This is a genomic window from Gordonia sp. Z-3, assembly GCF_036233855.1.
Classification (GTDB): domain Bacteria; phylum Actinomycetota; class Actinomycetes; order Mycobacteriales; family Mycobacteriaceae; genus Gordonia; species Gordonia tangerina.
The window spans coordinates 1-24,025 of the sequence record NZ_JAZARS010000027.1 but is presented as its reverse complement, the minus strand read 5'-3'; the positions used below and the strand labels follow the sequence as shown (position 1 = coordinate 24,025).

The 24,025-nt window shown below is 65.3% G+C and carries 23 protein-coding genes, 2 pseudogenes and 1 other annotated feature; of the genes and pseudogenes, 15 read left to right on the top strand and 10 right to left on the bottom strand.

From position 1 onward, the window contains the following. Positions 1-586: 586 nt before the first annotated feature. The 6 genes from VX037_RS22455 to VX037_RS22430 all read left to right on the top strand — a co-directional run bounded on the left by VX037_RS22455 (position 587) and on the right by VX037_RS22430 (position 6,129). Positions 587-1,129 (top strand): hypothetical protein, encoded by a 543-nt coding sequence (locus VX037_RS22455; protein WP_328715936.1) that lies wholly within the window; start codon positions 587-589, stop codon positions 1,127-1,129. A gap of 99 nt (positions 1,130-1,228) precedes the next feature. Further along, positions 1,229-2,818: a ParB/RepB/Spo0J family partition protein gene (locus tag VX037_RS22450; RefSeq protein ID WP_328715935.1), complete on the top strand. Its 1,590-nt coding sequence runs from the start codon at positions 1,229-1,231 to the stop codon at positions 2,816-2,818. 414 nt (positions 2,819-3,232) lie between these two features. Further along, positions 3,233-3,604 (top strand): hypothetical protein, encoded by a 372-nt coding sequence (locus VX037_RS22445; protein ID WP_328715934.1) that lies wholly within the window; start codon positions 3,233-3,235, stop codon positions 3,602-3,604. Between the two features lie 339 nt (positions 3,605-3,943). Further along, a complete protein-coding gene (locus tag VX037_RS22440; protein WP_328715932.1) occupies positions 3,944-4,930 on the top strand; it encodes an ArdC-like ssDNA-binding domain-containing protein in 987 nt (328 codons plus the stop codon). Beyond that, positions 4,882-5,409, top strand: a complete 528-nt coding sequence (locus VX037_RS22435) for a hypothetical protein (protein ID WP_328715930.1) — start codon at positions 4,882-4,884, stop codon at positions 5,407-5,409. The genes VX037_RS22440 and VX037_RS22435 overlap by 49 nt, the downstream gene beginning before the upstream one ends. 276 nt (positions 5,410-5,685) lie before the next feature. Next, positions 5,686-6,129 carry a hypothetical protein gene (locus VX037_RS22430; protein WP_328715928.1) on the top strand — a complete coding sequence of 148 codons (444 nt, stop codon included), beginning with the start codon at positions 5,686-5,688 and terminating at the stop codon, positions 6,127-6,129. Positions 6,130-6,217: 88 nt separating this feature from the next. On the opposite strand, the gene VX037_RS22425 is transcribed toward VX037_RS22430, so the two are convergent. The 5 genes from VX037_RS22425 to VX037_RS22405 form a co-directional block, all read right to left on the bottom strand. Beyond that, positions 6,218-7,564 (bottom strand): permease prefix domain 1-containing protein, encoded by a 1,347-nt coding sequence (locus VX037_RS22425; protein WP_328715927.1) that lies wholly within the window; start codon positions 7,562-7,564, stop codon positions 6,218-6,220. After that, a complete protein-coding gene (locus VX037_RS22420; protein WP_328715925.1) occupies positions 7,564-7,923 on the bottom strand; it encodes a PadR family transcriptional regulator in 360 nt (119 codons plus the stop codon). Before VX037_RS22420 ends, VX037_RS22425 begins: the two co-directional genes overlap by 1 nt. Before the next feature lie 102 nt (positions 7,924-8,025). After that, complete coding sequence (locus tag VX037_RS22415) at positions 8,026-9,210, bottom strand: ABC transporter permease (protein WP_328715923.1); 1,185 nt, start codon at positions 9,208-9,210, stop codon at positions 8,026-8,028. Positions 9,211-9,212: 2 nt separating this feature from the next. After that, the gene (locus VX037_RS22410; protein ID WP_328715921.1) at positions 9,213-10,052 is read right to left on the bottom strand and encodes an ABC transporter ATP-binding protein; all 840 of its coding nucleotides are present in this window, start codon (positions 10,050-10,052) and stop codon (positions 9,213-9,215) included. Positions 10,053-10,124: 72 nt separating this feature from the next. After that, on the bottom strand, positions 10,125-10,499 hold the full coding sequence (locus tag VX037_RS22405) for a PLD nuclease N-terminal domain-containing protein (RefSeq protein WP_328715919.1): 375 nt from the start codon (positions 10,497-10,499) through the stop codon (positions 10,125-10,127). Between the two features lie 265 nt (positions 10,500-10,764). Here VX037_RS22405 and VX037_RS22400 point away from each other — a divergent pair, with 265 nt between their 5' ends. Both VX037_RS22400 and VX037_RS22395 read left to right on the top strand, forming a co-directional pair. Continuing rightward, positions 10,765-11,952: an alpha/beta hydrolase family protein gene (locus tag VX037_RS22400; RefSeq protein ID WP_442903737.1), complete on the top strand. Its 1,188-nt coding sequence runs from the start codon at positions 10,765-10,767 to the stop codon at positions 11,950-11,952. Between the two features lie 30 nt (positions 11,953-11,982). Continuing rightward, a complete protein-coding gene (locus tag VX037_RS22395) occupies positions 11,983-13,959 on the top strand; it encodes an FUSC family protein (protein WP_328715917.1) in 1,977 nt (658 codons plus the stop codon). Here the strand turns inward: VX037_RS22395 and VX037_RS22390 are convergent. Continuing rightward, a pseudogene (locus VX037_RS22390) lies at positions 13,954-14,103 on the bottom strand (dodecin family protein); the annotation flags it as partial. The gene VX037_RS22395 and the pseudogene VX037_RS22390 sit on opposite strands and share 6 nt — an antisense overlap. Positions 14,104-14,202: 99 nt before the next feature. Here VX037_RS22390 and VX037_RS22385 point away from each other — a divergent pair. From VX037_RS22385 to VX037_RS22375, 3 genes are read left to right on the top strand one after another with little or no spacing between them, the layout of a single operon-like run. Beyond that, the gene (locus VX037_RS22385) at positions 14,203-14,736 is read left to right on the top strand and encodes a CinA family protein (RefSeq protein ID WP_442903736.1); all 534 of its coding nucleotides are present in this window, start codon (positions 14,203-14,205) and stop codon (positions 14,734-14,736) included. 1 nt (position 14,737) lies between these two features. After that, a complete protein-coding gene (gene nadE / locus VX037_RS22380; protein WP_328715916.1) occupies positions 14,738-15,556 on the top strand; it encodes an ammonia-dependent NAD(+) synthetase in 819 nt (272 codons plus the stop codon). A gap of 60 nt (positions 15,557-15,616) precedes the next feature. After that, a complete protein-coding gene (locus tag VX037_RS22375) occupies positions 15,617-17,194 on the top strand; it encodes an FMN-binding glutamate synthase family protein (protein WP_328715914.1) in 1,578 nt (525 codons plus the stop codon). A gap of 2 nt (positions 17,195-17,196) precedes the next feature. Here the strand turns inward: VX037_RS22375 and VX037_RS22370 are convergent, their stop codons facing one another. Next, on the bottom strand, positions 17,197-17,409 hold the full coding sequence (locus VX037_RS22370) for a dodecin (RefSeq protein WP_235725957.1): 213 nt from the start codon (positions 17,407-17,409) through the stop codon (positions 17,197-17,199). Between the two features lie 138 nt (positions 17,410-17,547). Then, positions 17,548-17,859, bottom strand: a complete 312-nt coding sequence (locus VX037_RS22365; RefSeq protein ID WP_235725958.1) for a GlsB/YeaQ/YmgE family stress response membrane protein — start codon at positions 17,857-17,859, stop codon at positions 17,548-17,550. Between the two features lie 278 nt (positions 17,860-18,137). Between VX037_RS22365 and VX037_RS22360 the strand changes: the two genes are divergently transcribed. The 3 genes from VX037_RS22360 (at position 18,138) to VX037_RS22350 (ending at position 21,181) form a co-directional block, all read left to right on the top strand. Continuing rightward, positions 18,138-19,052: a manganese catalase family protein gene (locus tag VX037_RS22360; RefSeq protein ID WP_328715912.1), complete on the top strand. Its 915-nt coding sequence runs from the start codon at positions 18,138-18,140 to the stop codon at positions 19,050-19,052. A 134-nt stretch (positions 19,053-19,186) separates the two neighbouring features. Continuing rightward, on the top strand, positions 19,187-19,327 hold the full coding sequence (locus VX037_RS22355; protein ID WP_328715910.1) for a hypothetical protein: 141 nt from the start codon (positions 19,187-19,189) through the stop codon (positions 19,325-19,327). A gap of 138 nt (positions 19,328-19,465) precedes the next feature. After that, on the top strand, positions 19,466-21,181 hold the full coding sequence (locus VX037_RS22350; RefSeq protein WP_328715909.1) for a plasmid pRiA4b ORF-3 family protein: 1,716 nt from the start codon (positions 19,466-19,468) through the stop codon (positions 21,179-21,181). Positions 21,182-21,195: 14 nt separating this feature from the next. On the opposite strand, the gene VX037_RS22345 is transcribed toward VX037_RS22350, so the two are convergent. Continuing rightward, entirely contained in the window at positions 21,196-21,942 is a 747-nt protein-coding gene (locus tag VX037_RS22345) for a response regulator (protein ID WP_268900573.1), read from the bottom strand. A 422-nt stretch (positions 21,943-22,364) separates the two neighbouring features. Here VX037_RS22345 and VX037_RS22340 point away from each other — a divergent pair. Continuing rightward, positions 22,365-22,622, top strand: a pseudogene (locus VX037_RS22340) (transposase family protein); the annotation flags it as partial. A gap of 24 nt (positions 22,623-22,646) precedes the next feature. On the opposite strand, the gene VX037_RS22335 reads toward VX037_RS22340, so the two are convergent. Continuing rightward, positions 22,647-23,896 (bottom strand): IS3 family transposase gene (locus VX037_RS22335; protein ID WP_328715907.1). Its coding sequence is split into 2 segments (ribosomal slippage): positions 22,647-23,602 and positions 23,602-23,896, totalling 1,251 coding nucleotides; the frame shifts between segments, so codons are not numbered across the junction. After that, positions 23,481-23,612 (bottom strand) — a sequence feature (AL1L pseudoknot). It overlaps the preceding gene by 132 nt. Positions 23,897-24,025: the final 129 nt, after the last annotated feature.

Here is a 24,025-nt window from a genome sequence, read left to right as displayed (position 1 = left end):
CCGGCTACTCCACGAGCTGCACACCACCAGCGATCCGCTCCGCAAAGCAGCCCTCGCCGAAGCCTGGGAAACCCCAGACAACCCCGACGAACTGCTCACCACCTACCACGCCATCGTCGCCGCCAGCGGGCGGCTCGACGCCGCCGCACAACTCGCATTACTCCCGCGAGACACCCGCGCCATCACCGCCCATGAGATGAGCGCCTAACGGGTGTGCAGACATGCATCGGTGTGGCTCGCGCGGGCGTGCAGAGCGTGATTCGCCTACCGCGGGGATTGAGACGGACCTGCGCCGAGAGGTCGCCGGCCGCGGTGGGTTGCGGTCTGTCTGCCGGCTACGCCGTCACCTCATCGGAGCGGCTACGCCGCACAGTAAGCCCTTCGGGCTGAGTTGGTTTGCGTTGCCCTGCCGCATTCTCTTACCTCCACTCGCGGCCCACAAGGGCCGTGAAAAATTCACCCGCCCTGCGGGTTTCAGGGCTTCGCCCCGGATGACTTTTTCACTTCCTCCCTTGCAGTCCACTCCCTCCGGCAAAGAGATGGCCAGTGCAAACGCAAACCAGCACTCACAACGGGAGGGGTCGCCATGACCAGCGCCACCACCACTGCCTACCAGCTGTGCACCAGCTGCGCGGTTGCCGTCGCCTACACCGTCTTCACCGCCCTCGACACCGACAGCGCCGCCCAGGTGCTGGCGTTCATGGCCGAGACCGGCTACCTCGTGCCCGCCGATGACATCGACCCGCCCCCGGGCAATGGCCGTGCGAAGCCTGCGGAGTCGACCAGCTCGGCGCGGGCCGCACCTTCACCAACAACTAACCCACCCGATCAGTCGAAAGGACACCCGAACATGAATGCCTGGATCGCTACCAAGGACCCCGCCAAGGTCAACGAACTCGCGGACCTGATCGCCGCGCACGAACCGCACCGGATCACCGACGCCGACGACGATCGCGAGTTCGCCGTCTGGATGTACGAAGTCGACCGCGCTATCCGCGAGCGCACCGACAGATTCGGTCACCGTGACCTGCCCGACTGGGGTTGGCGCGACGCCTACACCAACGACCTGTCCCCCACCGACGCCGCCGCCGACGCGATCACCCACTGGGAACAGTTCGGCGACCTCTAAAAGAAGCCTCCGCGTCGCAATCCTGCACGCGGGCAAAAGAAAACCCGGCCAGGAGCAATCTGGCCGGGGTCTCACCCACCACAGTAAGGGAGAAACCCCATGACACACAACACCACCACCGAGACGGCGACCGTGCCGACCGGCGAGCTGCGCCACCTCAACCCGCACGAACTGGTCATCGACACCAACATTCGCACCGAGGCCGAGGCCACGTTGACCGCCGAGTTCGTCGACTCGATCCGTGACGGCGTACGCCAGCCCATCCTGGGCGCCGAGGTCGACGGCGAGGTCCGGGTGCGCGACGGGCAGCGCCGGACGCTGGCCGCGCGTAAGAACGCGCTTGCCAGCGTCCCGGTCTACGTCGTGCCGGTCGCCACCGACGCCGACGACAAAGCCCTCACCATCGACCGGATTGTGGAGCAGTTGGCCAGTTTCGAACGTGAAGGACTCCGCAACCGTGACCGTGTCGCCGCGATCGAACAACTCTCTTTGGCCGGAATGTCGGCGACGAAGATCGCCAAGACGATCCGGACGAAGAAGAAGGACGTGGACGCCACCCTCGCCCTGGCGAAGTCCGACACCACCCTCGATTTGATCGAGCAGGGCGCTGCGCTGACGTTGGAGCAGTCCGCGACCATCGCGGCCTACGACCACGACCCCGAAGCGCAGCAATGGCTCCTCGACGCCGCCGCATCCGGTGTGTTCGAGCATCAGGCCAAGCTGCTGGCCGACAATGCCGACCAGCGGGCCGAGGTACTGGCCCAGGTCGCCGTCTACACCGCCGACGGCACCCCGACCGTCACCCGTGAACCCGACTTCCGGCACACCCGCGCCCGTCTGGAACGCCTCGTCACCGCCGAGGGCAAGCCCGCACAGGTCGACGACGTGCCGGTCGAGCAGCGCCTCGCGTATGTGTGGGCTGATGTGACCGAATGGTGGACCGACGCCGACGGCACCACCGTCGACGAGCACCTTATCGACTGGTCACTCGACGATGACGTGTTCGACGACGACGTCCAGCCCGAGGAGGGGTTGCACGACCCGCGTGCCCTAACCCGCCACGAGAGCAGGACGGTCGAAACGACCTGGTACGTCAACGAGTTCCGTGACCTCGGGATGAGTTTCCGCACCTACGGCGGTGCCGCGTCGACCACCACGGCCACCCCCGTCGAGGAGGACCCCGCTGAGAAGGAGGCACGCAAGCAGGAACGCCGCCGGGTGCGGGTGCTCAACGCCGCCAGTGTGACCGCCCGCGGGGTGCGGATCGAGAAGCTGACCGCGTGGCTGGCCCGCAAGACCCTCCCGAAGGGCAGCGCCCCCAAGGTCGCGACGTTCATCGCGACCTCGATGCACGCCCATCACCACATGTTCGGAGCCAACAGCAGCCAAGGCGACGCCGCCGCTATCGCGACCACGATCCTCGGCGGCGACCCCGCCGAACTTCTCACACAAGCTGCCACCGCTGACCGCGCCCAGATTGTCGGTCTCGGCGTCGCGCTGGCCGCCCGGGAAGCCGCGATGTGGAAAGACGCCTGGCGCAACATCTCAGACGTCAACTACCCAGGCAGCTACACCCAAGCTCGCGCCGACTACCTGCACTTCCTCGTCGAGGTGACCGGCTACACCCTCTCCGACGTCGAGCAGGTCATCGCAGGTGACACCCACGCCACCGACGTGCCGCTCGACTAACCCACCACACCGGGGAGGGTGACCCACCAGGGTTGCCCTCCCCGGCCCACCAGGGAGCGCCCAGCGGAGCGACCTGACGGCCGCACAGCGTTGTCCCGGCCCGATGGCTCCGCTGCGCTGCGCCCCCGACCCGGGAAGAGTCCCCAGTCAGGTGGGTGGTCACCATTTTGCGCGCGCACGTCGACCAAGTGTGACCGACAGGGACCCCCGAGCTGTCAACCCACACCAGGCGGCTACCGCCCGTTCTCCGCTGCGCTCCGCCCGTGCGCTCCAACCACTTTCACTCGCTGCGCTCGCACCCGAAAGTGGCTTCCGGCGCGCCTGCCTCTTCGGGGTTGACAGCCCACCCCCGCCGGTCCCCCAGGCCTCTCGACGTCCGCCACACCGGCCGGACCACAACGAAAGGACCTACTCATGGACTACATCGCTCACACCGTCGACACCGCCGCCGCCGTCGGCAGCCCCGCCGATCTGCTCTGGGCCGCCGCCGACCTCGTCGCCACCAACCCCCAGACCGCCGACCCCATCCACGACGCCGGCCTACACCTCATCGCCGCCGGCCGCACCACCGCCCGCCGGGCTGGGGCAGCCCGCGAACTCGCCACGATGATCGCCGAGAGCCGCCACCCCGACCTGGCCGTCACCATCACCGGCGACGACACCGACTGGGCCGCCTGGCAGCAGGTACTCACCGAGCCCTGGCCGATCCTCGCCGATGCGGCAGCCTTCGCCGCCAGGCTCGGCGGACTCGAAGGCCAGATCACCCCGGGACGCTGGATCGCCTAACCCGGCAGCGGGCCGGGGTCGCCACCACGGCGGCTCCGGGCCGGTCTCCGTGCGACTGCTCGACTACTCGACTACTCGAGTACCAACAGACCAACGGAGCGGCTGCGCCGCGCCCCTGTGAATCGGGGTTGCTTTGCTGACCTCCACCAGTGTCTTACCTCTGGTCGGCGCGGCGACAAGGGCCGCGAAAAACCCGCCCGCCCTGCGGGTTTCAGACCTTCGGTCCGGGCAACTTTTGTCGCTGTGAACACCCTTGCACCGACCTCCCGCCGGCAAAGACATGGCAGGTGTCACGCAAAGCACCGGCCCGCCGAGGCCGACACCAGGGAGGCACCCACTATGGCCCGTACCGCCACCATCAGCCGCGAACAGCGAGCCGCCGCACGCCGCGAACTCGCCGCCGAGCTGCACGCGACCATCACCGACAAGGTCGCCGCGCTCACCGGTACCAGCGAGTGGGCGGCGTTCCTCGACTACGCCACCAAGTTCCACGCCTACAGCCTCAACAACCTCCTACTGATCATCGCCCAGCGCCCTGACGCTTCCCAGGTCGCCGGATACAACAAATGGCTCGAACTCGGACGCCACGTCCGCAAGGGAGAAAAAGCGATCCGGATCCGCGGATTCAGTTCCCGCACGATCACCGACACCGACGCCGAGACCGGCGACGAAACCGAACGCAAGATCGCCACCTACCCGATCCTGTCCGTGTTCGACATCGCCCAGACCGACCCCATCACCGAGGTCACCGACTGGATGCGCACCAAGAACCCCAAGGCCCGGGTCTGGGTCGACCTCGCCAGCCCCGCCCACACCCTCATCGGTGACGACCCCGCCGACCTCTACAGCCGCACCGTCGACTACATCACCGCCCAGGGCTGGACCGTCAGCCGCGAACAGATCCCCGAGACCGGCACGAACGGGTACACCACCACCGACGGAACCCGCCGCATCGTCATCGCCGCCGACCTCACCGACGCCCAGGCCGCCAAGACCGTGCTGCACGAAACCGCCCACGCCCTCATGCACGCCGACATCGAAGCCGCCGACTACATCGCCCACCGTGGCCGCTGCGAGGTCGAAGCCGAATCCGTCGCCTACGTCGCCGCCGGAATGCTCGGAGTCGACACCAGCGACTACAGCATCGGCTACATCGCCGGATGGGCCGAAGGCAACACCGACATCATCGCCGACACCGCCGCCCGCGTCCTGGCCAGTCGCGGCCGGCCTCGCCGGGGTGCTTCTCGGGACGCTTCCGTTCTGGCAGCATCGGAACGATGCGCGTGGTCAAGCGGTGGGCATGGTGCTCGGTTCTGGTGCCGCTGATGCTGCTGCTCGTGGCCTTCGCGATCATGGCAGTGCTCAACGAGCGCGCCAATCCATCCGCCGCGCTGGACGTGGCGGCCAACTGGATGTTGGTGATGCTGTTCGGGACGATGTTCTACCTGCCGGCGATTCCGGTCACAGTGTTGGGAGTCTTGGCGGTGACCGAGCTACCGCGCCTCGGTCGCGTCGTCGCGACAGTCGGGTTGTTGTGGATGTCCGCAGTGTGGTCGTTCGCGATCGCAGGCGTCGGGCGGCCTACGTTCGACCCGCACCCGAACGACGACGTGAGCTGGGCGTCGACACTCACCGTTCCCGAACTGCTCGTCTTTGCTGTGCCCTACGTCGGGATGCTGATGCTCAACGTCGTCACGCTCTGGATGCTGTGGCGCCCATCGAGTTGGCGTTGTGAGACCTTCGGTCATGGCGTCGCCGCAGATGTCGATGTGCGATCGACGCCAGGTGATCGCATCCCGCGATAGGGTGGCGGCGTGTGGGACGTGGCTGATATCTGTGCGGATGTCACGGCCGGTGACTGGTTACGCGACCGTGTCTCGCAGTCACACTGGGCCACCGTCGGGTCGCTCGTGCCGCCCACGTTCGACAGCTACTGTCGCATTCTCCACCCTCCGCGCACCGGCGAGGGCGGTTGGACTCGGTGGTCGACTGTCGCACAGGAGACTGGCGCCGCTATCCATCCGACCGTCGAATGGGCCGCGATCACCAATGGGCGTGGTCGCAGCGGGGGCGGTGGGACCGTGTGGGCGGAGAGTCCGGAGCGCGGTGAACTGGTCGTCGAGCAGCGCGCCACACTCGCCGATGTCGTGGCGGCGCACACCACCACGCCCGACGACTGTTGGTTCGCGGTGTGGGAAGGTCAGAGCTTCGTCGGCGTCGATCGTGCTGGGCCGCGGGTATGCTTGCCCGGCCGCAACCACTACCTGTTTCACGGGCGAGTCGCGGATGCGCGCAAGGATTTCCAGGGCCACGGACCGAGCCTGTGGTGGCCGGCGGATCGTGCGTGGGTGGTGGCCTCTGACGTCGACCTGACGGCCACCTATATCGGGTGTAGCCATGAATGTGCCGATCAATTGCTGAGATCGGCGGATCTCGAGGTCGTCTCGACTGAACCGAACAACTCGGTCACGTGGGACAGCGACACCATCAACCCGTTGCCGCGTCCGCCGCACGCCGGCGGTTGATGACCGCCGCGCCCAGCCAACGGAAAGGGGCGCCCAGTCGACGGAAAACGACGCCCAGCCAAAGAAAAAAGTGCGCGGGCCGACCCGGTCACGCGAAACCGAACGTCGGGGGTAGGACCACCACCACCAGCGCCGCCCAGATCCCGAAGACCGGCAGATACCGCGTCTGCCAGCGTTCCATCGCGCTGAATCCCGCACGGCCGCGGAGGAATTCGACGAGCAGCCACGCAGACCAGAACAGGTTGACCAGCAGCACCGCATTCATGCCCAAGCCGACCACCTTGTTCGGGGTGACCCCCGATTGAGTGATCCTGGTGAGCATCACGGCCAGCATGAGGGCGTCGACCGCCAGCGCGCTGACCACCAGGATCAGCTGCATACGATCAAACACGTCCGGCGGCAGCAGAGGATCGCGGGCCGAGATGGCGTACAGCAGTAGCCCGAAGACGAGCACCAGGATGGCGTCCATCAAGATCAGCAGATCGCGGTCGACGTCGATCGCGCTGCCTCGCACCGCGAGCGCGACCAGCAGTACCAACAGCATGACCGTCGTCAGCGGGGTGAACACACGCGTCAGTACCGGCGCGATGTTTTCCACGACAGCTTGTTTCGCCTCCACCAACCACGCCGCGATGATCATCGCACCGGCCGCACCGAACGGCAGTACCCAGCCTTCGACCACCGACTCGACATCCATGCCGAGGGCGTCGAACGCCTGGATCGTGAGGGCGATCAGCACCCCGCCGCCGAGGCCGAGTAAGGCCAGATAGACCAGCCATTCGCCGGTGAAGCGGATGAAATCCATCCGTCGGCGGTCGGATCGCCATTCGCCGCCGACATACGCGACGCCGACGACGAACCACAGCGCGATCGGGGCATGCAGTGCTGCGATGATCTCCGTGGCGCCGTCTTCGGTAAAGGGGTACACGTTCAAGACGACTGCCGCCACGGCGAACGGCAACAGCAGCGCCGCCGCGGTGCGCGGCCTCATCTGCCGCTTCCACGCGAAGTAGCCGGTGAGGAACGGCAGCACGAAGAGTCCGACGTTACGGGCGAAGTCGTTCTCGGGCAGGATCGTCGACCCGATTTTGACGGCAACTCCGGCGACGATGGCGAGTCCGATCGTCGCGGACAGGTCACGACGGGCGGGGTGATCGCCGGGGCGATCGGTCTCGGGCATGAGCACGAGTTGCTTCCATAGCCGATCGGAATGCTCACGCGCGAACTCACGAGAGATCGAGTCGACGTCGCCCATCCGTTTGACCGCCACCAGGAACGCCTCGTCGTCTATCAGTCCGTTCGCCGACAAATCTGAGATCTGATTGCGCAGATGGTCTTCCATCTCATCGACGTCGGCCGCGGAGATCGCGCGATGACGTTCGACGAACCCGCGCCACTGTCCGATCTGCGATTCCAATTCTGCGTCGGCGTCCATCAGGCGCTCCCTTCAGCCGCTGGTGGCAGCGCAATACTGCGCCACACCTGATCCAGCGCATCGGCCACGACATCCCACTGGGCACGACGTTGCGCCAGCATCTCGAGGCCGGCGGGGCTGATCGCGTAGTGCTTGCGCCGACGTCCCGTATCCGAGACGCCCCACGACGACGACACGAGTCCTAGCCTCTCCAGGCGGTGCAGCAGCGGATACAACATCCCGTCGGTCCACTGGATCTGCCCACCGGAGAGCTCGTTGACCCGTTTGAGAATCGCGTAACCATAAGACTCGCCGTCGGCGAGAATCCCCAACACCAGCGGGGTTGCCGAGGCGGCCACGAGATCCTTGTCGATGAACATCCAACTCCTATACCTAGAGCAGCTAGGGTAGCAGATCTAGGTATAGGGCGTCACGCGATCATTTCGATCCACTAGGTCACGTGTCCATCGCTCATACGCGCGTCAGGCAATGCGTACACCCTTGGGCAATCGTCCGGCCGGCACCCGCAGGCGTCGCGCCGCGATGGTCAACCCGATCCCGCCGAACGCGACGTTGATGAGCAGCCCGATATACCAGCTGTCGCCGATGCGGGCGTGCTGGTGCGCACGCTGATCGCGATAGAACGCGCTCGGCCCGTTGTCGCCGGAGCTGCTGTAGTAGACGGTCTGCTCGGCGCACTTCGGTGCATCGACGTAGGGGCCCATGCGCGTCGACGACAGCATCTCCGCGACCGGCGCGGCGAGGGTCGGGCCGGCCGGGGAGGTGTCCGACACCCAGCCATGCACCGGCGGATTGTCGTGCGGAGCAACGATGTCGGGCACGATCAACGCCGGGTTCGGCGCGAGCAGCCACCAGATGCGTTCGGTGTGATGGAAGGTCTCCGTCACCTCGACATCCGCGCAGGGCGGGGGAGTCCGGACCGGTTCGGAAAATTCGTCCGGCCACGAATATTGCGCGCGCACCACCTCATGCTCTTGGGCTGTCGTGGTGTAGAGCAGGCCGAACAACGCCGGAAGTCCCAGCAGCAGAAAGAACACCGTCGCCTGCGTCAACACCGCCGACCCGGCCGGGCGCGAGGTCAGCGCCGAGAACCCCAGTCCGATACCGCAATAGCAGGCGAACAGCAGGGCGCAGACGACAACACCGAGGACGCCCGATCCGATGCCGTAGGGCGCAGCCACGATCGCCCACACCACATATGGCAGGGCGACCATCAGCAACGCCAGACAGCTCACCCAGCTGCCGATCAGTTTGCCTGCGGCGAGTTGCCAATTGCTGATCGGCGTGGCCTGTACCACGGCGAGGGTGGCGTCCTTGCGGTCGCCGTTGATCGCCGTGGCGGTCAGTGTGGGTGCCAACACGATGCCCAGGAACAGCAGGGTGCCCAGCACGATGGTGTACAGGTTCTGTGCCCAGTCGCGGTAGGCGGCGCCCGCCGGGCTCAACGCGATGAACATCGAACCGAACACCACCGCCGAGATGACGAGGAACGCCACCGTCAGGGTGATCTTCCATCGGGTGGTGCGTACCCGCTGGCGCACCTCGAGGCCGACGAGGACGCTGACGACCGTCCACCACTGCCGGAACCGTCGGGAGCGCGGCGTCGGCGGGCCGGCAGTCGGCATCGTCTCACTGGTGGCGGTCATCGTCACGTCCTGTCGGCGTCGAGTGCCAGGTAGGCGTCCTCGAGTTCGGTGTCGACGCGGGCGAACTCGACGACCTGTCGGCCCGCGGTGATCAGTTCGGCGAGATGTTGAGCGGCGACCTGTTCGTCGGCGAAGCGCATGGTGGTCGCCGACGCTGCGGGCTGCCCCGCCTCTCGGATGCGCCAGCGATGTCCCGCCGACAGTTCGGAGGGGCGGGTGCGGCCTTCGGTCATGATGATCACGTCGTCGACCATCTCCGACAGCTCGGTGAGGATATGCGACGAGATCAACACGGCGCAACCGTCATCGGCCAGGGTGCGTAGTTGATCGCGCAACTCCACCCGGGATCTAGGGTCCATCCCGGAGGCCGGCTCGTCCAACAGCAGCACGCGGGGACGATGGACCAGCGTGCGCGCAAACCCCAACCGCTGCTTCTGCCCGCGCGACAGTTCGTGCGCGGGACGGTCGGCGAACTCGGACAGGTGCACCAACTCCAGCAGTTCGACGGCCCGACGTCGCGCGTCGGCACGGGAGAGCCCGTGCAGTCGACCGAAGGTGGACAGGATCTCGCCGGCGGTCAGGCTGTCCCAGGTGCCGAACACGTCGGGCATCCATCCGACCATCGATCGCAGCCGCGGTGCGTCGATCTCGGTCCCGTCGACGGTGATCGTGCCGGAATCGGGTTGCAGCAGTCCGGCGAGCATGAGCAGCAGGGTGGTCTTGCCGGCGCCGTTCGGGCCGACCAGTCCGGTGACCGACCCTGTTGACACCGAGATGTCGGCACCCGCCACCGCGACGTGGCGCCCGAACGTCCGGCTGAGGCCGTTCGCAGTCAATGTCATGGGCGGGACACCGTCGGGCGCGCGGCGTGATCGGTCGTCATCGCACCCGTCACGTTCCGGTCGCCGACGACGTCAGTCGTGAGGTGGGTCATTGCGCTCTCGCTTCTGGCGCTCTTGTTCCCGCGCGGCCTGGCGTTGCTGTTCGGCACGGTCGCGAAGCTGCTGAAGAAACTCGCGATCGGCCTCCGGGTCGGCCGGAATGTAGCGGCCGGGACTGTCGTATTCCGGGAACTCGCTGCCGCCACCGGAACGAGTACGGCGGGGGAACTCATCGGCGGCCGGGCGGCCGAACGCCAACCACAGCAAGGCGCCGACAAGGGGGATGATCACCACGAGTGCAACCCACGCCAGTTTCGGTAGGCCGCGGACGCGCGCGTCGTCGGTGTTGATGATGTCGATCAGCGCGATCACGAGGATCACCAGGTAGATCAAGCCGAGGTACGGCATCGGCGCGCTCCTCCTTCACGTCCCGGACAGCACCGACCTTCACATCGTTGCTTGTGCGGCAATGGTTACACCGATCCCGTGCCACACCTCATACGACGTGATCGCACCCGAGCATGCACAGATGGGAACTCGCGACGCAAAAAACGTGCCAGTTGCCTGCAGATTGCTGACAGATCTCCGCGGAAGTCACATCAGTGGCCACCGCTCGCGACGCAACCGGCTACTGTCCCGACCCGTGAGAGTGAACGCGAGGTCACGATTCTGGATCGTTGTGCTGGCAGTGCTGTTGGCAGTGGCCGCCAGTGCAGGCACATCAGGTGATGCCCGGGCCGACGACGACGTGTCGGTGGGTACGCCGAACTGGTCGGGGCTCGACGTCACCGACTACTCAGGCCCCATACCCGGGCGGTCGGGGACACTGATCGCGCAGGCCCCGTTGGCCGAATCGCTGACTCTTCCGGCGGCGGCCGAGGCCTACCGGATCCAGTTCTCGACGCCGAACCAGCACGGCGTCATGGCAACCAGTACCGGTGCGGTGTTCGTTCCCAAGGGGTCGGCACCTGCTGGCGGATGGCCGGTGATCTCGTGGGCGCACGGAACCGTCGGGATGGCCGACGCGTGCACCCCCTCTGCATTTCCACGCAGTGCCCGCGACGTCACCTACCTCGGCCATTGGCTCGACCAGGGTTACGCAGTCGTTGCCGCGGACTACGTGGGACTGGGTACGCCGGGATTGATGAGCTATCTGAACGGGGTCACGGCTGCCCACGCAATCGTCGATGCCGTCATGGCCTCGCATCGGATGGATCTCCCGCTGTCGCCACGATGGGCGATCATCGGCCAATCCCAGGGCGCGGCTGCAGCATTGAACGGCGCGCGTTACGCCACCGAGTTCAGCGCCGGCTCGAAACTGGACTATCGAGGTGTGGTGGCCACTGGGATTCCGGCGAACTTGGAGTACCTGTATCAGAATCTGGGTCCTGCGGTCCCACCCTTTGCTCTTCCGGGTGGCCTGAACGCCTATACGGCCTACATTCTCGCCGGCCTCGACGAGGCTCGGCCCGACCTGCGGGTGAGTTCGGTCATGACCCCGAAAGGTGTTGCGCGGCTCGCGGAAGGCCGGGAGACCTGCTATCCCATCCTGAAGAATGCTCTGGCGGGGGACCACGTCGCGTCCTGGTTCTCTGCCCCCTTGGCATCGCTTCCCGGGCTCGTACCGGCACTCCACCGCTACATGTCGACGCCCTATAAGGGTTACGACCGACCGATCTTCCTCGGGCAGGGCTTGCGCGACACAGATGTGCCGGCACCGTCGGCGCTCTCCCTGTATGCGCAGATGAAAGCCAACAATCAGCCGGTCGAAATCCGCGTGTACCCCGACGACGATCACTCGAGCGCGGTCCTGGCATCCATGCCGGACTCAACGCCGTTCGTCGCTCGTATTCTCCGGTGATCGACTGCTCGCCACTCTGAGGAGGTGACCGTGCGCTCGCGAACTCCCGGCACCGCCGACGTCTCCCGAGCTCATCCGGCTCCGTGGATCAGGGAGATGGTCCGCCTCAAGCCGGCCACAATGCCGGTGGGGCACATGATTCGAAGCGGCATCGTCGTCGGCGGCCCGTTCATCGTCGGCGTGCTGATCGACGGCGTCCTCACCGGAATGTGGATCGGTTTGGCGGGGCTGCTCTTGGCGGCGGGCGAGCGTGCGGGCACCTACCGCTTGAACTTTGCGATCATTCTGATCTCCACCCCGATCGCAGCCACCGGATACGTTCTCGGGTTCCTGCAGCACATTCCGTGGGCAGCGATGATCCTGGTGATGGTCGCTCTTGCTCTCGGATGCGGATTGATCGCCGGTCTGGGGCCCGCATTCTCGGTCGCCGGGATGCAGTTTCTGGTGATCGCGTCGATCGCGATCGGGGTCTCGAGTATCTCCAATTGGTGGATACCGCTGGCACTGTACTTCGTCGGCGGAATCATCTATGCGGCACTGCTGGCCGTCGAAATGGTGATCGCACCACGACGGCCCCAGCGGTTGGCCCTACAGGAGATGCTGCACAGCCTGGCGGGCCTGGCGCACGCCCGCAGCGCTGACCTCCGCGACGGCGGCGACCGGTGCCCGGCGGCCCGAAAGGACTGCGAGTCCGCGCGCCGAACCGCGGTGACGCGCATCGCGGAGTTGACCGTCCCCGGCACCGATTCGTTGCGTACATGGCATCTGACCAGTGCAGTCATCTTCGACGCCGAACGTGTCGAGGCGCTGTTGATCGGAGAGCGAAGTGTGAGCGCCGTCGACGCCGTTGCTCGACAGCTGGACGCGCTGACCACGGTCGTCAGCGCAGAGAAGGAAGCGACGTCGACGACGGCGACCGAAAGTGCGACGAGCATTCCCGGGGGCCCGTCACCGCGCCCCTCTCCGCTGGAGCAGAGTATGACCGAACTGGCGGAGGCTGTGCGCCACGGTCACGACGGTCGGATGGTACGGCACCCCGTGACTGTTCCGGCCATTGGCGGCGAGGTGGTGGCGGCCGCCGGCCGGCTCGCGCTCTGTTTCGGCATCGCGGTGGCCGCCAAGTTGTATTTTCCGTCGACCCACTGGTTTTGGGTGCCGCTGACGGTGTGCTTGGTGATGAAGCCGGACTTCGGATCGGTGTTCTCGAGGGCAATCCTGCGTGTCCTGGGCACCATCGCGGGCGCGGCGGTCGCCAGCATCATCATCGTGGTCGTCCCGAAAGGTCTCGGCATCGGGATCGCGATCGGCCTGCTTGCCGCCGCTGTTCCGTATCTGATGTTGCGGTCCTATGCGCTGCAGGCCGTGGCGATCACACCTGTGGTGATCCTGCTGATCGATCTCATCAGTCCGGGTACGGAGTCGGTGAACGACGCCTGGCAGCGTATCGCGGCCACCGTGCTGGGTGGGGCCATCGTGCTCGTGTTCGGATACCTGATCTGGCCGCACAGCCGACAGGCGTGGGTCGCGGCGACCTTCGCCACCGCGACCGAGAGGATCGCTGCGTTCCTCACCACCGCAGCCACCCCGATCCCGGAGCACGGCCGCACGGCAGCCGAACGTCACACCGCGTTGGTTTCTGCCCGGCGGAACGCCTATCGCGCGCTGTCAGATCTCGACATCCGGATGCAGCGCGCGTTGTCCGAACCTCCGCCCGCAGAGACCGTGGCACGAGCGTGGATTCCGGCGATCGCGGCGACCAGCAGACTTGCCGATGCGGTATCCGCCTACGCCGATGATCGCCTGAACGCAGACGCACCACCGAATCCAGCAGGTGCCGGTGCGCTGGCCTCGGTCGTGCGCCAGCTCGGACACGGAGACTCTCCGGACCCCGTCGAGGTCACCGACAATCGATTGAGTGCAGTCGCCGCCGGCGTGAACACGCTTCGCGCCACGTTGTATCACGACGGAGACCGCGACGGCGAAGAATCCCGAAGAAGCCGATCATGAAAGACCGGGAACCGGTGCACCAGGAGGCCAGGCCTCGTTGAGACGGAACCCGACCTTCAAGGTCACCTGAAAGTGGGCGACCTGAGCGTTCTCGATGTGGCCACGGGTCTCGACCACCTCGAACCATTCCACGTGCTCCAGCGTGACGTTGCGGACATTCCGGGAGCACAACACACCCGGCAGGTTTCGCTGCCGACGCGCAGCGGGTATTCGCTAGAACCCGTGATCGATGAGGAGGCGGATGTGGTGACCGAACCCGAAGATCGTGTACCGACCGACGAACAGGTGCACGAACGATGTGAGCAGCTCGCAGAACTCGTCGGACGTCATGAGCTCACGGTGGCCACCGCCGAGTCACTCACCGCGGGCAATCTCGCTTCCCATCTGGGCCGCGCCACGGCGTCGGGTGACTGGTACTGCGGAGGCGTCGTCGCTTATCGCAAGGAGGTCAAGCATGCCGTGCTGCACGCACCGCCCGGCCCAGTGGTGAGTGAGGACGCCGCCAGAGCGATGGCAAAAAGTGTCGCCGAACTCATGGACGCTCATGTGGCGCTGGCGGTGACTGGGGAAGCGGGACCGCAGTGCCAGGAAGATGTGCCGCCCGGCACGGTGTGGTTCGGCATGTACCGGCGCGGCGAGGTCTGGACCGAACACCACGTCTTCGACGGTGAACCCGAGACCGTCTTGGCGCAGACCATCGGACGCAGCCTGGACCTACTGCTGGAGCTCGCCGACAACTCCCGAACCAGCGACACACGATCGGAAGGGACACGCTGACATGACCGGCCTCCGCGACGAGATCCGACGCGAACTGCACCCGGCCGCGACCATCGATCCCGCAGACGAGGTCGAACGGCGCGTCACATTCCTGGCCGATTACCTGCGCACTACTCCGGCACGCGGATACGTCCTCGGCATCAGCGGCGGGCAGGACAGCACCCTGGCTGGACGGCTCAGCCGCCTTGCCGTCGAACGCATCTCCGGTGACGCGGAGTTCGTCGCGGTACAGCTGCCGTACGGACAGCAGTCCGATCAAGCCGACGTCGACATCGCGCTGGAGTTCATCGCACCTACCCTCACCTGCAACGTCGACATCAAGTCCATGGTGGACGCGGCGTCGTCAGCTGCCGCGCAGGGCCTTGGGGTCGAACAGATCAGCGACTTCGTCCGAGGCAATATCAAGGCGCGCCAACGAATGATTGCGCAGTACACGATCGCGGGGGAGCGCAACCTGTTGGTGGTGGGCACCGATCACGCGGCCGAGGCGGTCACCGGATTCTTCACCAAATATGGGGACGGCGGCAGCGACGTCAACCCGCTGGCCGGGCTGACGAAAAGTCAGGGTGCGCAACTTCTTCGCCACCTCGGAGCGCCGGAGAGCACCTGGACCAAGGTGCCCACCGCCGACCTCGAAGACGACCGCCCGGCGTTGCCCGACGAAGAAGCCCTCGGCGTCAACTATGCCGACATCGACCGCTACCTGCAGGGCGAAGATGTCGAGGCCGCGGCCGCCGACGTCATCGAATCCACCTACCTGCGTACGCGCCACAAGCGGGCGCTGCCGGTGGATCCGTACGACAGCTGGTGGCGCAACTGAGGTGCTCGCTTGCCCGCGACACCAGGGTTTCGGTAGCCGACCTATGGGAATCCTGCAGTCATGAGCAGGACGGTGTCGGCCATCGTCGCCGGGGCCGCGTCCGCAGTCGCTGCGGTCGCCGCCCGCGACCTCTTCCAGCGTAAACACGCGCTGCTGCGCAACTATCCATTGCTTGGTCATGCCCGCTACTGGCTGGAGTCGATCGGCCCCGAACTGCGGCAGTACATCGTGGCAGCCAACGACGAAGAACGCCCGTTCACCCGTGATCAGCGCCGATGGGTGTACGCGTCGGCGAAGAAGGAGAACAACTACTTCGGTTTCGGCACCGACAACGACCTCGAGTTCACGTCGGGCTACGCGGTGATCAAGCATCGGACTTTCGCCCGGTCGGTGCCGCAATCGACGCCGCAGGCCGGCCACTCGGCCATCGTGCCCTGTGCCAAGGTGATCGGGCAGGCGCACGATCGTCGACACGCGTTTCGGCCGGAGTCGGTGGTCAACATTTCGGCGATGAGTTTCGGTTCCTTGTCGGGAAACGCGATCGAGGCACTCAATCGGGGTGCGGCACTGGCCGGTTGTCTGCAGAACGCCGGTGAGGGCGGGATCTCCCGATATCACCGGCACGGTGGCGAGCTGATCTTTCAGATCGGCACCGCCTACTTCGGATGTCGCGACGACGACGGCCGCTTCGATCTCACGCTCCTGCGCGACGTCGTCGCGTCGGCGCCGGTGCGGGCATTGGAGATCAAGCTGAGTCAGGGCGCCAAACCGAGTCTCGGTGGGCTGCTACCGGCGGCCAAGGTCACCGACGAGATAGCCCGAACCAGAGGCATCCCGCGCGACCGCGACTGCGTCAGCCCGTCGCGTCACGCCGAATTCTCCGACACCGACAGTCTGCTCGACTGGATCGAATTGCTCGCCGAAGAGACGGGGCTGCCCGTCGGCATCAAGGCGGCGATCGGCGACCTCGATTTCTGGTACGAACTGACCGAGCTGATGGAATCCACCGGCCGTGGACCGGATTTCGTGACCGTCGATGGCGGTGAGGGCGGTACGGGTGCAGCGCCGCTGATCTTCACCGACAGTGTGTCACTGCCGTTTCAGATCGGCTTCGCGCAGGTGTATCGGATCTTCGCCGCACGCGGACTGAGCGAAAAAGTCACCTTCATCGGCGGTGGCAAACTCGGCCTGCCGGACAATGCCATCGTCGCGTTCGCTTTGGGTATCGACATGGTCAACGTCGCCCGCGAGGCGATGCTCGCGATCGGATGCATCCAGGCACAGAAGTGCCATACCGACACCTGCCCCACTGGGGTGGCGACGCAAAATGATTGGCTGGCGCGCGGTCTGGTTCCCGAGGTAAAAGCCGAACGGGAAGCGAACTACATCCGCACGCTGCGTCGCGACCTGCTCAAGGTAGCGCAGGCGTGCGGCGTCGAGCATCCCGGCCTGATCGGTTGCGATTCCGTCGACATCCTCACCGGCCGCACCGTTTCCACGCCGCTGGACGCGGTCTACGGGTACGAGCCCGGGATGGGGTTGCCGTCCGACGCCGATCGGCGTGCGGTCATCCGGTTGATGAGCACCCAGGCAAGCGAGGGTGGTTCCGCACCGCCGTCGGTGACGAGCGTCGGCTGAGGTCAGGCCTCGTTGAGACGGAACCCGACCTTCAAGGTCACCTGGAAGTGGGCTACCTGACCGTTCTCGACGTGGCCACGGGTCTCGACCACCTCAAACCACTCCACGTGCTCCAGCGTCGCGCCGGCCCGGGAGATGGCTCCCTTGATCGCGTCGTCGATGCTGGTCGTCGACGAACCGACGATCTCGGTCACGCGGTACACATTGTCACTCATCGGATCCTCCATGACGTCGATGGTTGACGTGGGGCGGCACCTGTTCGGGCAACCACTCCACATCGCTGTGCGCGGCAGCAGGGTTACCGGGCCGGTGACACCTCAAACCCAGTCACTGTGCCGCACGTTCGGATCGGGTCAGCGTCTACCGGTCACCAATTTCACCAGGAACAACAAGATCACCGACCCGAGCAGGGCGGTGAAGAAGGTGAACCACCATCCGCCACTGGCGGTGTCGAAGGCGAAGCTGAGCAGGAATCCGCCCAGGAATGCACCGATGATGCCGACGACCACATTCAGCAGAATGCCCATCTGGGCATCGGTGCCCATGATCTTGCTGGCCAGCCATCCGGCGATCCCACCGATGATGATGTAGCCGATCCAGCCCACCGCTGTCGTTGTCGTGGACCGCTCGGCCACCACTGTGTACACCACGTCTGACGCGCTCACGTCGCAACCTCTCTGTCGTTCGTGCTTTCCGCTGTGCGAACTCTGTCGCCCTCGCACGAGGCGTCCTCGAATACCCCGAGGATGGAAACTCAAACCGCGCAGCGGTATCTCGGACCGACGTTTGGGGTTGTGCCTACGGGGGCATTCCGACGTCACGTTGCGGTTCAACCCTCCGCCGTGGCGGCCTCGCCGACCGCGGTCTCCAGGTGCGAACCAGCAATGCGCTCCTCGCAGCAACGCGTCGGCATCGAGCATGACTGCACATCTGAGGAGAGAACATGTTTCGCCACACCGACTACCTGCAGTTCGACGTCAAGCCAGAAAAGCCCGATCCCGTCTACGCGCACAAATTGCAGGAGCTCATCGGCGGCGCCTACGGCGAGATGACGGTGACGATGCAGTACCTGATGCAGGGCTGGAACTGCCGCATGAAGGGCAAGTACAAAGATCTGATCATGGACATCGCCACCGAGGAGATGGGCCACGTGGAGATGATCGCCACCATGATCGCACGGTTGCTGGAAGGTGCACCCGCCACCGACTCGACGAAGAACGCGGCCGGAGACCCGGTGGTTGCAGCTGTGCTGGGTGGAATGGATCCGCAGCAGGCGATCGTGTCCGGCGGCGGAGCGATGCTGGCCAACAGCAACGGTGTGCCGTGGAACGGAAGCTATATCGTCGCGAGCGGAAACCTGCTGGCGGACTTCCGTTCCAATGCTGCAGTGGAGTCGCAGGGCCGGCTGCAAACTGCCCGGCTGTTCCACATGACCGACGACCCGGGCGTCAAGGACATGTTGCGGTTCAACCTGGCTCGCGACACCTATCACCAGAATCTGTGGCTGGCCGCCATCGATGAACTCAAAGCCGACGGCCTCGAAGACACCATCGCGCCCGACGATCTGCTCGACGAGGAACACACCGAACACGCGACGAGCCTGTGGCACCTGTCCGACGGCCCCGACGCGGACAAGGGCAGATGGGCCCACGGCACCGCGCCCGACGGCAAGCACGAAATGGGTTTCCTGGTCGATCCGCAGCCGTTGGGGGACAAGCAGTCCGGTCCGCCGCCGGACCCCAAGTTGTACGCCACCTACGACGGCGCGTTGGGTGAGCCGAGCAAGCCCGCTTTTGGTACCGAAAAGGGTGTGATGGGCAAGATCAAGGACGCTGTCGACCCGGATCCGACGGGCTAGGCGGAGTGCGGCGGCCGTTATCGGAACGTTACCGTGGTCGCGAAGTTGGCACGATGTCGTGGACGCGGTGGATGGCGGCCTCGCGCTTCCTTAGCGTTGAGAACGAGTTCGGGACCGCGAGGGGAGAAGCCACGATGTCAGCAGCACAGGAAACGGCCGTCGCGCCTGAGTCGCAGCCAAGCGATTCGGTGATCGATCACGCACGGGCCGCCGTCGTCATCGGCGCATCTTTCGGTGCGAGTGCGTTGCTGACCTTCGGCATGTTCTTCGCATAGCCAGCGGCGCAACCGTTACGTGGAGCACATTCGTGCTATGCCGGTGTGCCACCTGTGTCGATGAGTTCCGTCCACAGGTGGCGCACACCACGTCGGCATAGCTGAGGCGCGATGCCCGTCCGACTACCCTGCGATGTGATGTCGAAGAACAGGTCGAGCAAGCAGCAGAACCGCGATCGCCGCAAGGCCAAGCGGGCATCGCGCGGCGAATCCAACGTCGTCCCGCTGTTCCCGCAGTCCATGACGACGCCATCCTCGCTGATCCCGGCCGGATTTCAGGAGTGGGTGTCGACCGAGCTCTTCTCCGACGATGAGGTGCCCGCCGACGGGTTCACCGAACAACTCGAGATCCTGTTGCAGGCGGTGGCCGGTGTGCATCCGGAGTTCGACGCCACCGCGTGGACGATGGACGACGTCGAGGCCATGGGTGGCTTCCTGGAGTTCATGATCGAGAAAGAATCGATCCCGGTCGACCAGGCGCGGGTGATCGCCTACGCGGGCATGACGTTGGCGAGGTTCTTGACGGAGCACGGCCGGTGGGCCGGTGACCCCGATGCGCTCGCATTCGCCCAGGAGCGACTCCCCGCTGCGGTCGGGCTGATGATGGGCACCAGCGAGATCGGACCCGTTGACGAGGACGCCGAACGAGCGGCACTGATGGCCACCGAACCGTTGGCACGGATCACGGTGCTGCTGGGCTGGCTGGGCGACGGCCGCCCCACCACGCCGAATCGGTGGCTCAAACCGGCAGCCGCCCGTGAACTCGCCCAAGCGCTCGGCCTCGAGATGCCGGCCGGCCGCACCTCCATGAGCAATTTCGCACCTCTCCGCCACCTGTGGCTCTATGCGCAGGCGATGGGGTTGATCAAGGTGAATACGGTGCGGGCGACGCCGGTGGTGAGTGCGGCGGAGTGGGAAGCCGCGCCGGTGCAGGCTCCTCGCAACGCATTGACCAACTGGATCGACAGCATGTTCCCCGAAGACGTCGACACCGAGTTCTCCGCACAGTTCTACGAGAGTCTGGCTGCCATCATCATGGCCGGCTGCACGAACTTCGCGAACACGCGCGCCGACATCGACGGCTGGGTGGAGAAGCTGGGATACAGCGAAGTGCTCGTGCGTGCGCTGCACGGCCGGCTGGCCTCGTACATCGAGGAGGGATGGCTGACGCTCGAAGCCGACACCTACGTGGTGCCCGAGGCGCTCCGGCCGGCTGTGCTGCCCGCGATACCGCAACTGGGCCAGATGCAGGCGGCCAACGACGACGCCCTGTTCACCGACGCCCCGATCGATGGTGACCTGCATGTGCGGATCGAGCTCGACGGGGTGAGCCCGCCGGTGTGGCGGCTGCTCGTCGTCAATTCACTCACCACGCTGACCGAGTTCCACGACGTCCTGCAGACGGTGTTCGACTGGGAGAACAGTCATCTGCACCAATTCATCGCCGGTGGCCGACGGTGGATGGACGAGCGTGCGCTGACCGGCGACGGTCGCGGTGATCTGCACAGCGAATACGACGTCATGGTCGGCGACATCCTCCGTGCGCCCGGCGCGCAGATGATCTACGAGTACGACTTCGGCGACGGGTGGTCGCACCTGATCACCGTGTCCGACATCAAGCCGGCTCCCGACGAGCGACATCCAGAGGTCCTCGATGGAGAGGGGATGGCACCGCTCGAGGACGTCGGCGGTCCGCCCGGGTGGGAAGACTTCGTTGCTGCGGTCAGCGACCCGCGCCACCCCGACCACGCCGAACGACGCTCGTGGGCCGGCTTGGCGCCGGGACAATCGTTCGATCCGACTGCGTTTGACCTCGCGGCGGTGAATCGGCAACTGCGGCGGTTGTTTAGCTGATCAAGGGCGGTCAGCTACACCGCGGACCCGAGAACATCGCTGTGGCCGTGTCGACGGCACCAACTGACGATATAGCGCGCGTGCAACCCACACCACCGGTACACGGAAGCCTGTGTGAGCGGCAGACGTTCGTCGTGCTCGTTGCGCGCGAGCATCATCGGTCCGATGTAGCTGCTCGCCACTTTGTTCGCCGTGTTCTGCGAGACCTTCGCGACTGATGCCAATCCGGCGTTGTCCGAGGCACTTCCGGAGGCGATCGCCCCGGCCAGTCGCGCTGCTGTGGTGCCGCGACGACTGTCGAAGAGTTCGAACAGCGCGGGACGCGAAGTGCGGGGCACCGTGGTGGGTAGGCGTTGCCCGAGCGCTACGGTGCGCAACGCCGAGATGAGTGCGCGCAGACCGTCCGACTTCGCGATCACGCCGGACACGTCGTCACGCAATCGTGCCTCGGCGAGGTGGTCTTCTTCCATCGAATGGCCCTGAGTTGCGAGCAGAACCGGCGCCGATCGATTCACCGTGTGCAATCCTTCGATGACGTCGAGACCGTCGAAGGTCCATTCCAGGTCGGGCCGGTTGAAGATCAGGTCGGCGCTGACCACATCGAACCGCACACGGGCGGCGATCGCATTGCGGAATTCGACGTCATCGCGGGCGACCACAACGGTGACGTCATCGAATTCCGACTCCAGAGGACCGGCAACAATGTGTCCGAGTGGAGATGCGATGAGGATTCGTAAACCAGCAGGCACGTGCGCAATCATGCCCTATCGGGTTAGTGCACGCGCAATTCACAATCAGTGACGCCAGGATTTCCCATGCGTCGGGCATTGTCGCCCCGTGCTGTCGCACGAAAGGCACGTGAGGCGACCGGCGATGCCGTAGCTGCCGGCCAGTCCATCACAGGCCGGGCAGGGCACCAGCGGTCGCCCACATGTTCCGCATTCTTGCCGCGCGGGCTGCTGCGATTGCGTGTCGATGGGATCAGCGTACGCAGCGGGCGTGGCCACATCTTTAGGCCAAAACGGCTCTTCCTGATTGACGGTGCGTGAAACAGGTTCTGGCGACCACAAGATGTGGGGTGAGGAAGATCGCGTGATGTGGGCGGTGTGCCTGGAGAGGTAGGTGGGTCCTGCGGTGTAAGGGTGAAAGCTCCTACACAAACAACCGCACACCGACAGGACCCATGACGCAGCGTAGCGCGATTGCTGACACGATTTGCCGCACCATCGAGTTGGGGGTGTCGATAACCGACGCCGCGATCGACGCCGAGGACCGCACGCACCTGTTTTGCGAACTGCTGGCGCCTGGCAACGTCTGCCCGGCCTGCGGGCAGTCGGGCCGGCTGCGTGATCACGTGGACCGTGAGGTCGCTGATCTGCCGATTGTCGGTCATCCCACCCGGTTGCACCTGCGGGTACCGCGGTATGTGTGCAGTGAATCGTCCTGGGTCGAGTGGAGGCCTTGGTTATGCCACCTCCGTTTCGGGGGTGACGCGCTCACGGTAGCTGGTTTCGTAGTCGATCGGCGTCTGGTAGCCCAGCGACGAGTGCAGACGCGTTGTGTTGAACCAGGCCACGTAGGCGGCGGTTTCTCGTTCGACGTCGCCGCATCCTGACCAGGTCCGACCGTCGATGAGTTCGGTCTTGTACAACCCGATCGTCGATTCCATCAGGGCATTGTCGAGGGCATCACCGACAGATCCAATAGAGCCGGTGATCTCGGCGTCGCGCAATGCTGCCGAGAACGCCAACGATGTGTACTGGCTTCCCGCATCGGAGTGATGCACCAAACCTGTTGTGGTGAAACCGAATATGCCTCTTCGTCGCGTTGACATCGCTTGCTCGACGACACTGGTCACCAACGGTGTGTGCTTGGTCGACATCACCCGCCACCCGAGTATCCGCCGCGAGTACACGTCCACGAGGAACGCCACATACACGAACCCCGCCAACGTCCACACATACGTAAAATCGGCCACCCAAAGCTGATCCGGTGCATCGGGACGATCCCATTGCCGATCAACATGATCCGGGAAACGAGGCGCCCGATCATCGCGGGTGGTCGTCGTGGTGCGGTGCTGGCCGCGGACCGCACCGGCGGCACCGCAGATCCCCATAAGTCGACCGACCTGATCGCGGCCCATCCGAACCCCGGCACGATCCATCGCATGCCACATTTTGTGGACGCCGTAGACGCTGCGGTTGCGTTCCCACACCTGGTAGACCGCGTGCGCCTCGTAAGCTTCTGCCAGCACCGATTCGGGGACCTGGCCGGCTTGTTTGCGTGCGTAGTAAGTGGACGGGGCGATCTGCATCCCGTGCTCGGTGAGCACGCGGCAGATCGGGTCGACCCCGAACCTGGCTTTGTGAGCGTCGATGTACTCGACGATCACCGCAGTCGGCGGTCGACCTCCGCCGCTGCGAAAAACGCGGATGCTGTCTTCAAAATCTCATTTGCCCTACGTAATTCGGCATTCTCGCGCCGAAGAGCACGCACCTCGGACTCATGCTCGGCGACCGTCTTGGCGCCCTCGGCCGAGTCGATCGGGGCGTCCTTCTCGATCCAATTGCGTAGCGTCGCGGGGTTGATGTCGAGCAGTCCGCCGACGTGCTTGCGGGCGCTGAGTTTGGACTCACCCGCCTCCTTCAGACGGTCGTGATACATCCGAACCGCCCGCTCACGAGTCTCCTGATCGAACTTGCGTGGTGCAGCCATACCGACATTCTCCTGGTGAGATCACGGTCTCCACCAGACCCAGGACGGCTCAGCAGCAACCTCGCGTGCGCGACCTCGATCTTCCGTGCGGATATCACCAGCATCGTCGCACCGCGTACCCAAGTCACT

What these genes read in the sequence shown, in the direction of transcription:
- VX037_RS22455 (WP_328715936.1), top strand. Translation starts at nt 587, where the DNA reads ATGACCAGCGCCACCACCACTGCCTACCAGCTGTGCACCAGCTGCGCG.
- VX037_RS22450 (WP_328715935.1), top strand. Translation starts at nt 1,229, where the DNA reads ATGACACACAACACCACCACCGAGACGGCGACCGTGCCGACCGGCGAG.
- VX037_RS22445 (WP_328715934.1), top strand. Translation starts at nt 3,233, where the DNA reads ATGGACTACATCGCTCACACCGTCGACACCGCCGCCGCCGTCGGCAGC.
- VX037_RS22440 (WP_328715932.1), top strand. Translation starts at nt 3,944, where the DNA reads ATGGCCCGTACCGCCACCATCAGCCGCGAACAGCGAGCCGCCGCACGC.
- VX037_RS22435 (WP_328715930.1), top strand. Translation starts at nt 4,882, where the DNA reads ATGCGCGTGGTCAAGCGGTGGGCATGGTGCTCGGTTCTGGTGCCGCTG.
- VX037_RS22425 (WP_328715927.1), bottom strand. Translation starts at nt 7,564, where the DNA reads ATGGACGCCGACGCAGAATTGGAATCGCAGATCGGACAGTGGCGCGGG.
- VX037_RS22420 (WP_328715925.1), bottom strand. Translation starts at nt 7,923, where the DNA reads ATGTTCATCGACAAGGATCTCGTGGCCGCCTCGGCAACCCCGCTGGTG.
- VX037_RS22415 (WP_328715923.1), bottom strand. Translation starts at nt 9,210, where the DNA reads ATGACCGCCACCAGTGAGACGATGCCGACTGCCGGCCCGCCGACGCCG.
- VX037_RS22410 (WP_328715921.1), bottom strand. Translation starts at nt 10,052, where the DNA reads ATGACATTGACTGCGAACGGCCTCAGCCGGACGTTCGGGCGCCACGTC.
- VX037_RS22405 (WP_328715919.1), bottom strand. Translation starts at nt 10,499, where the DNA reads ATGCCGTACCTCGGCTTGATCTACCTGGTGATCCTCGTGATCGCGCTG.
- nadE (WP_328715916.1), top strand. Translation starts at nt 14,738, where the DNA reads ATGACCGGCCTCCGCGACGAGATCCGACGCGAACTGCACCCGGCCGCG.
- VX037_RS22375 (WP_328715914.1), top strand. Translation starts at nt 15,617, where the DNA reads ATGAGCAGGACGGTGTCGGCCATCGTCGCCGGGGCCGCGTCCGCAGTC.
- VX037_RS22370 (WP_235725957.1), bottom strand. Translation starts at nt 17,409, where the DNA reads ATGAGTGACAATGTGTACCGCGTGACCGAGATCGTCGGTTCGTCGACG.
- VX037_RS22360 (WP_328715912.1), top strand. Translation starts at nt 18,138, where the DNA reads ATGTTTCGCCACACCGACTACCTGCAGTTCGACGTCAAGCCAGAAAAG.
- VX037_RS22355 (WP_328715910.1), top strand. Translation starts at nt 19,187, where the DNA reads ATGTCAGCAGCACAGGAAACGGCCGTCGCGCCTGAGTCGCAGCCAAGC.
- VX037_RS22350 (WP_328715909.1), top strand. Translation starts at nt 19,466, where the DNA reads ATGTCGAAGAACAGGTCGAGCAAGCAGCAGAACCGCGATCGCCGCAAG.
- VX037_RS22345 (WP_268900573.1), bottom strand. Translation starts at nt 21,942, where the DNA reads ATGATTGCGCACGTGCCTGCTGGTTTACGAATCCTCATCGCATCTCCA.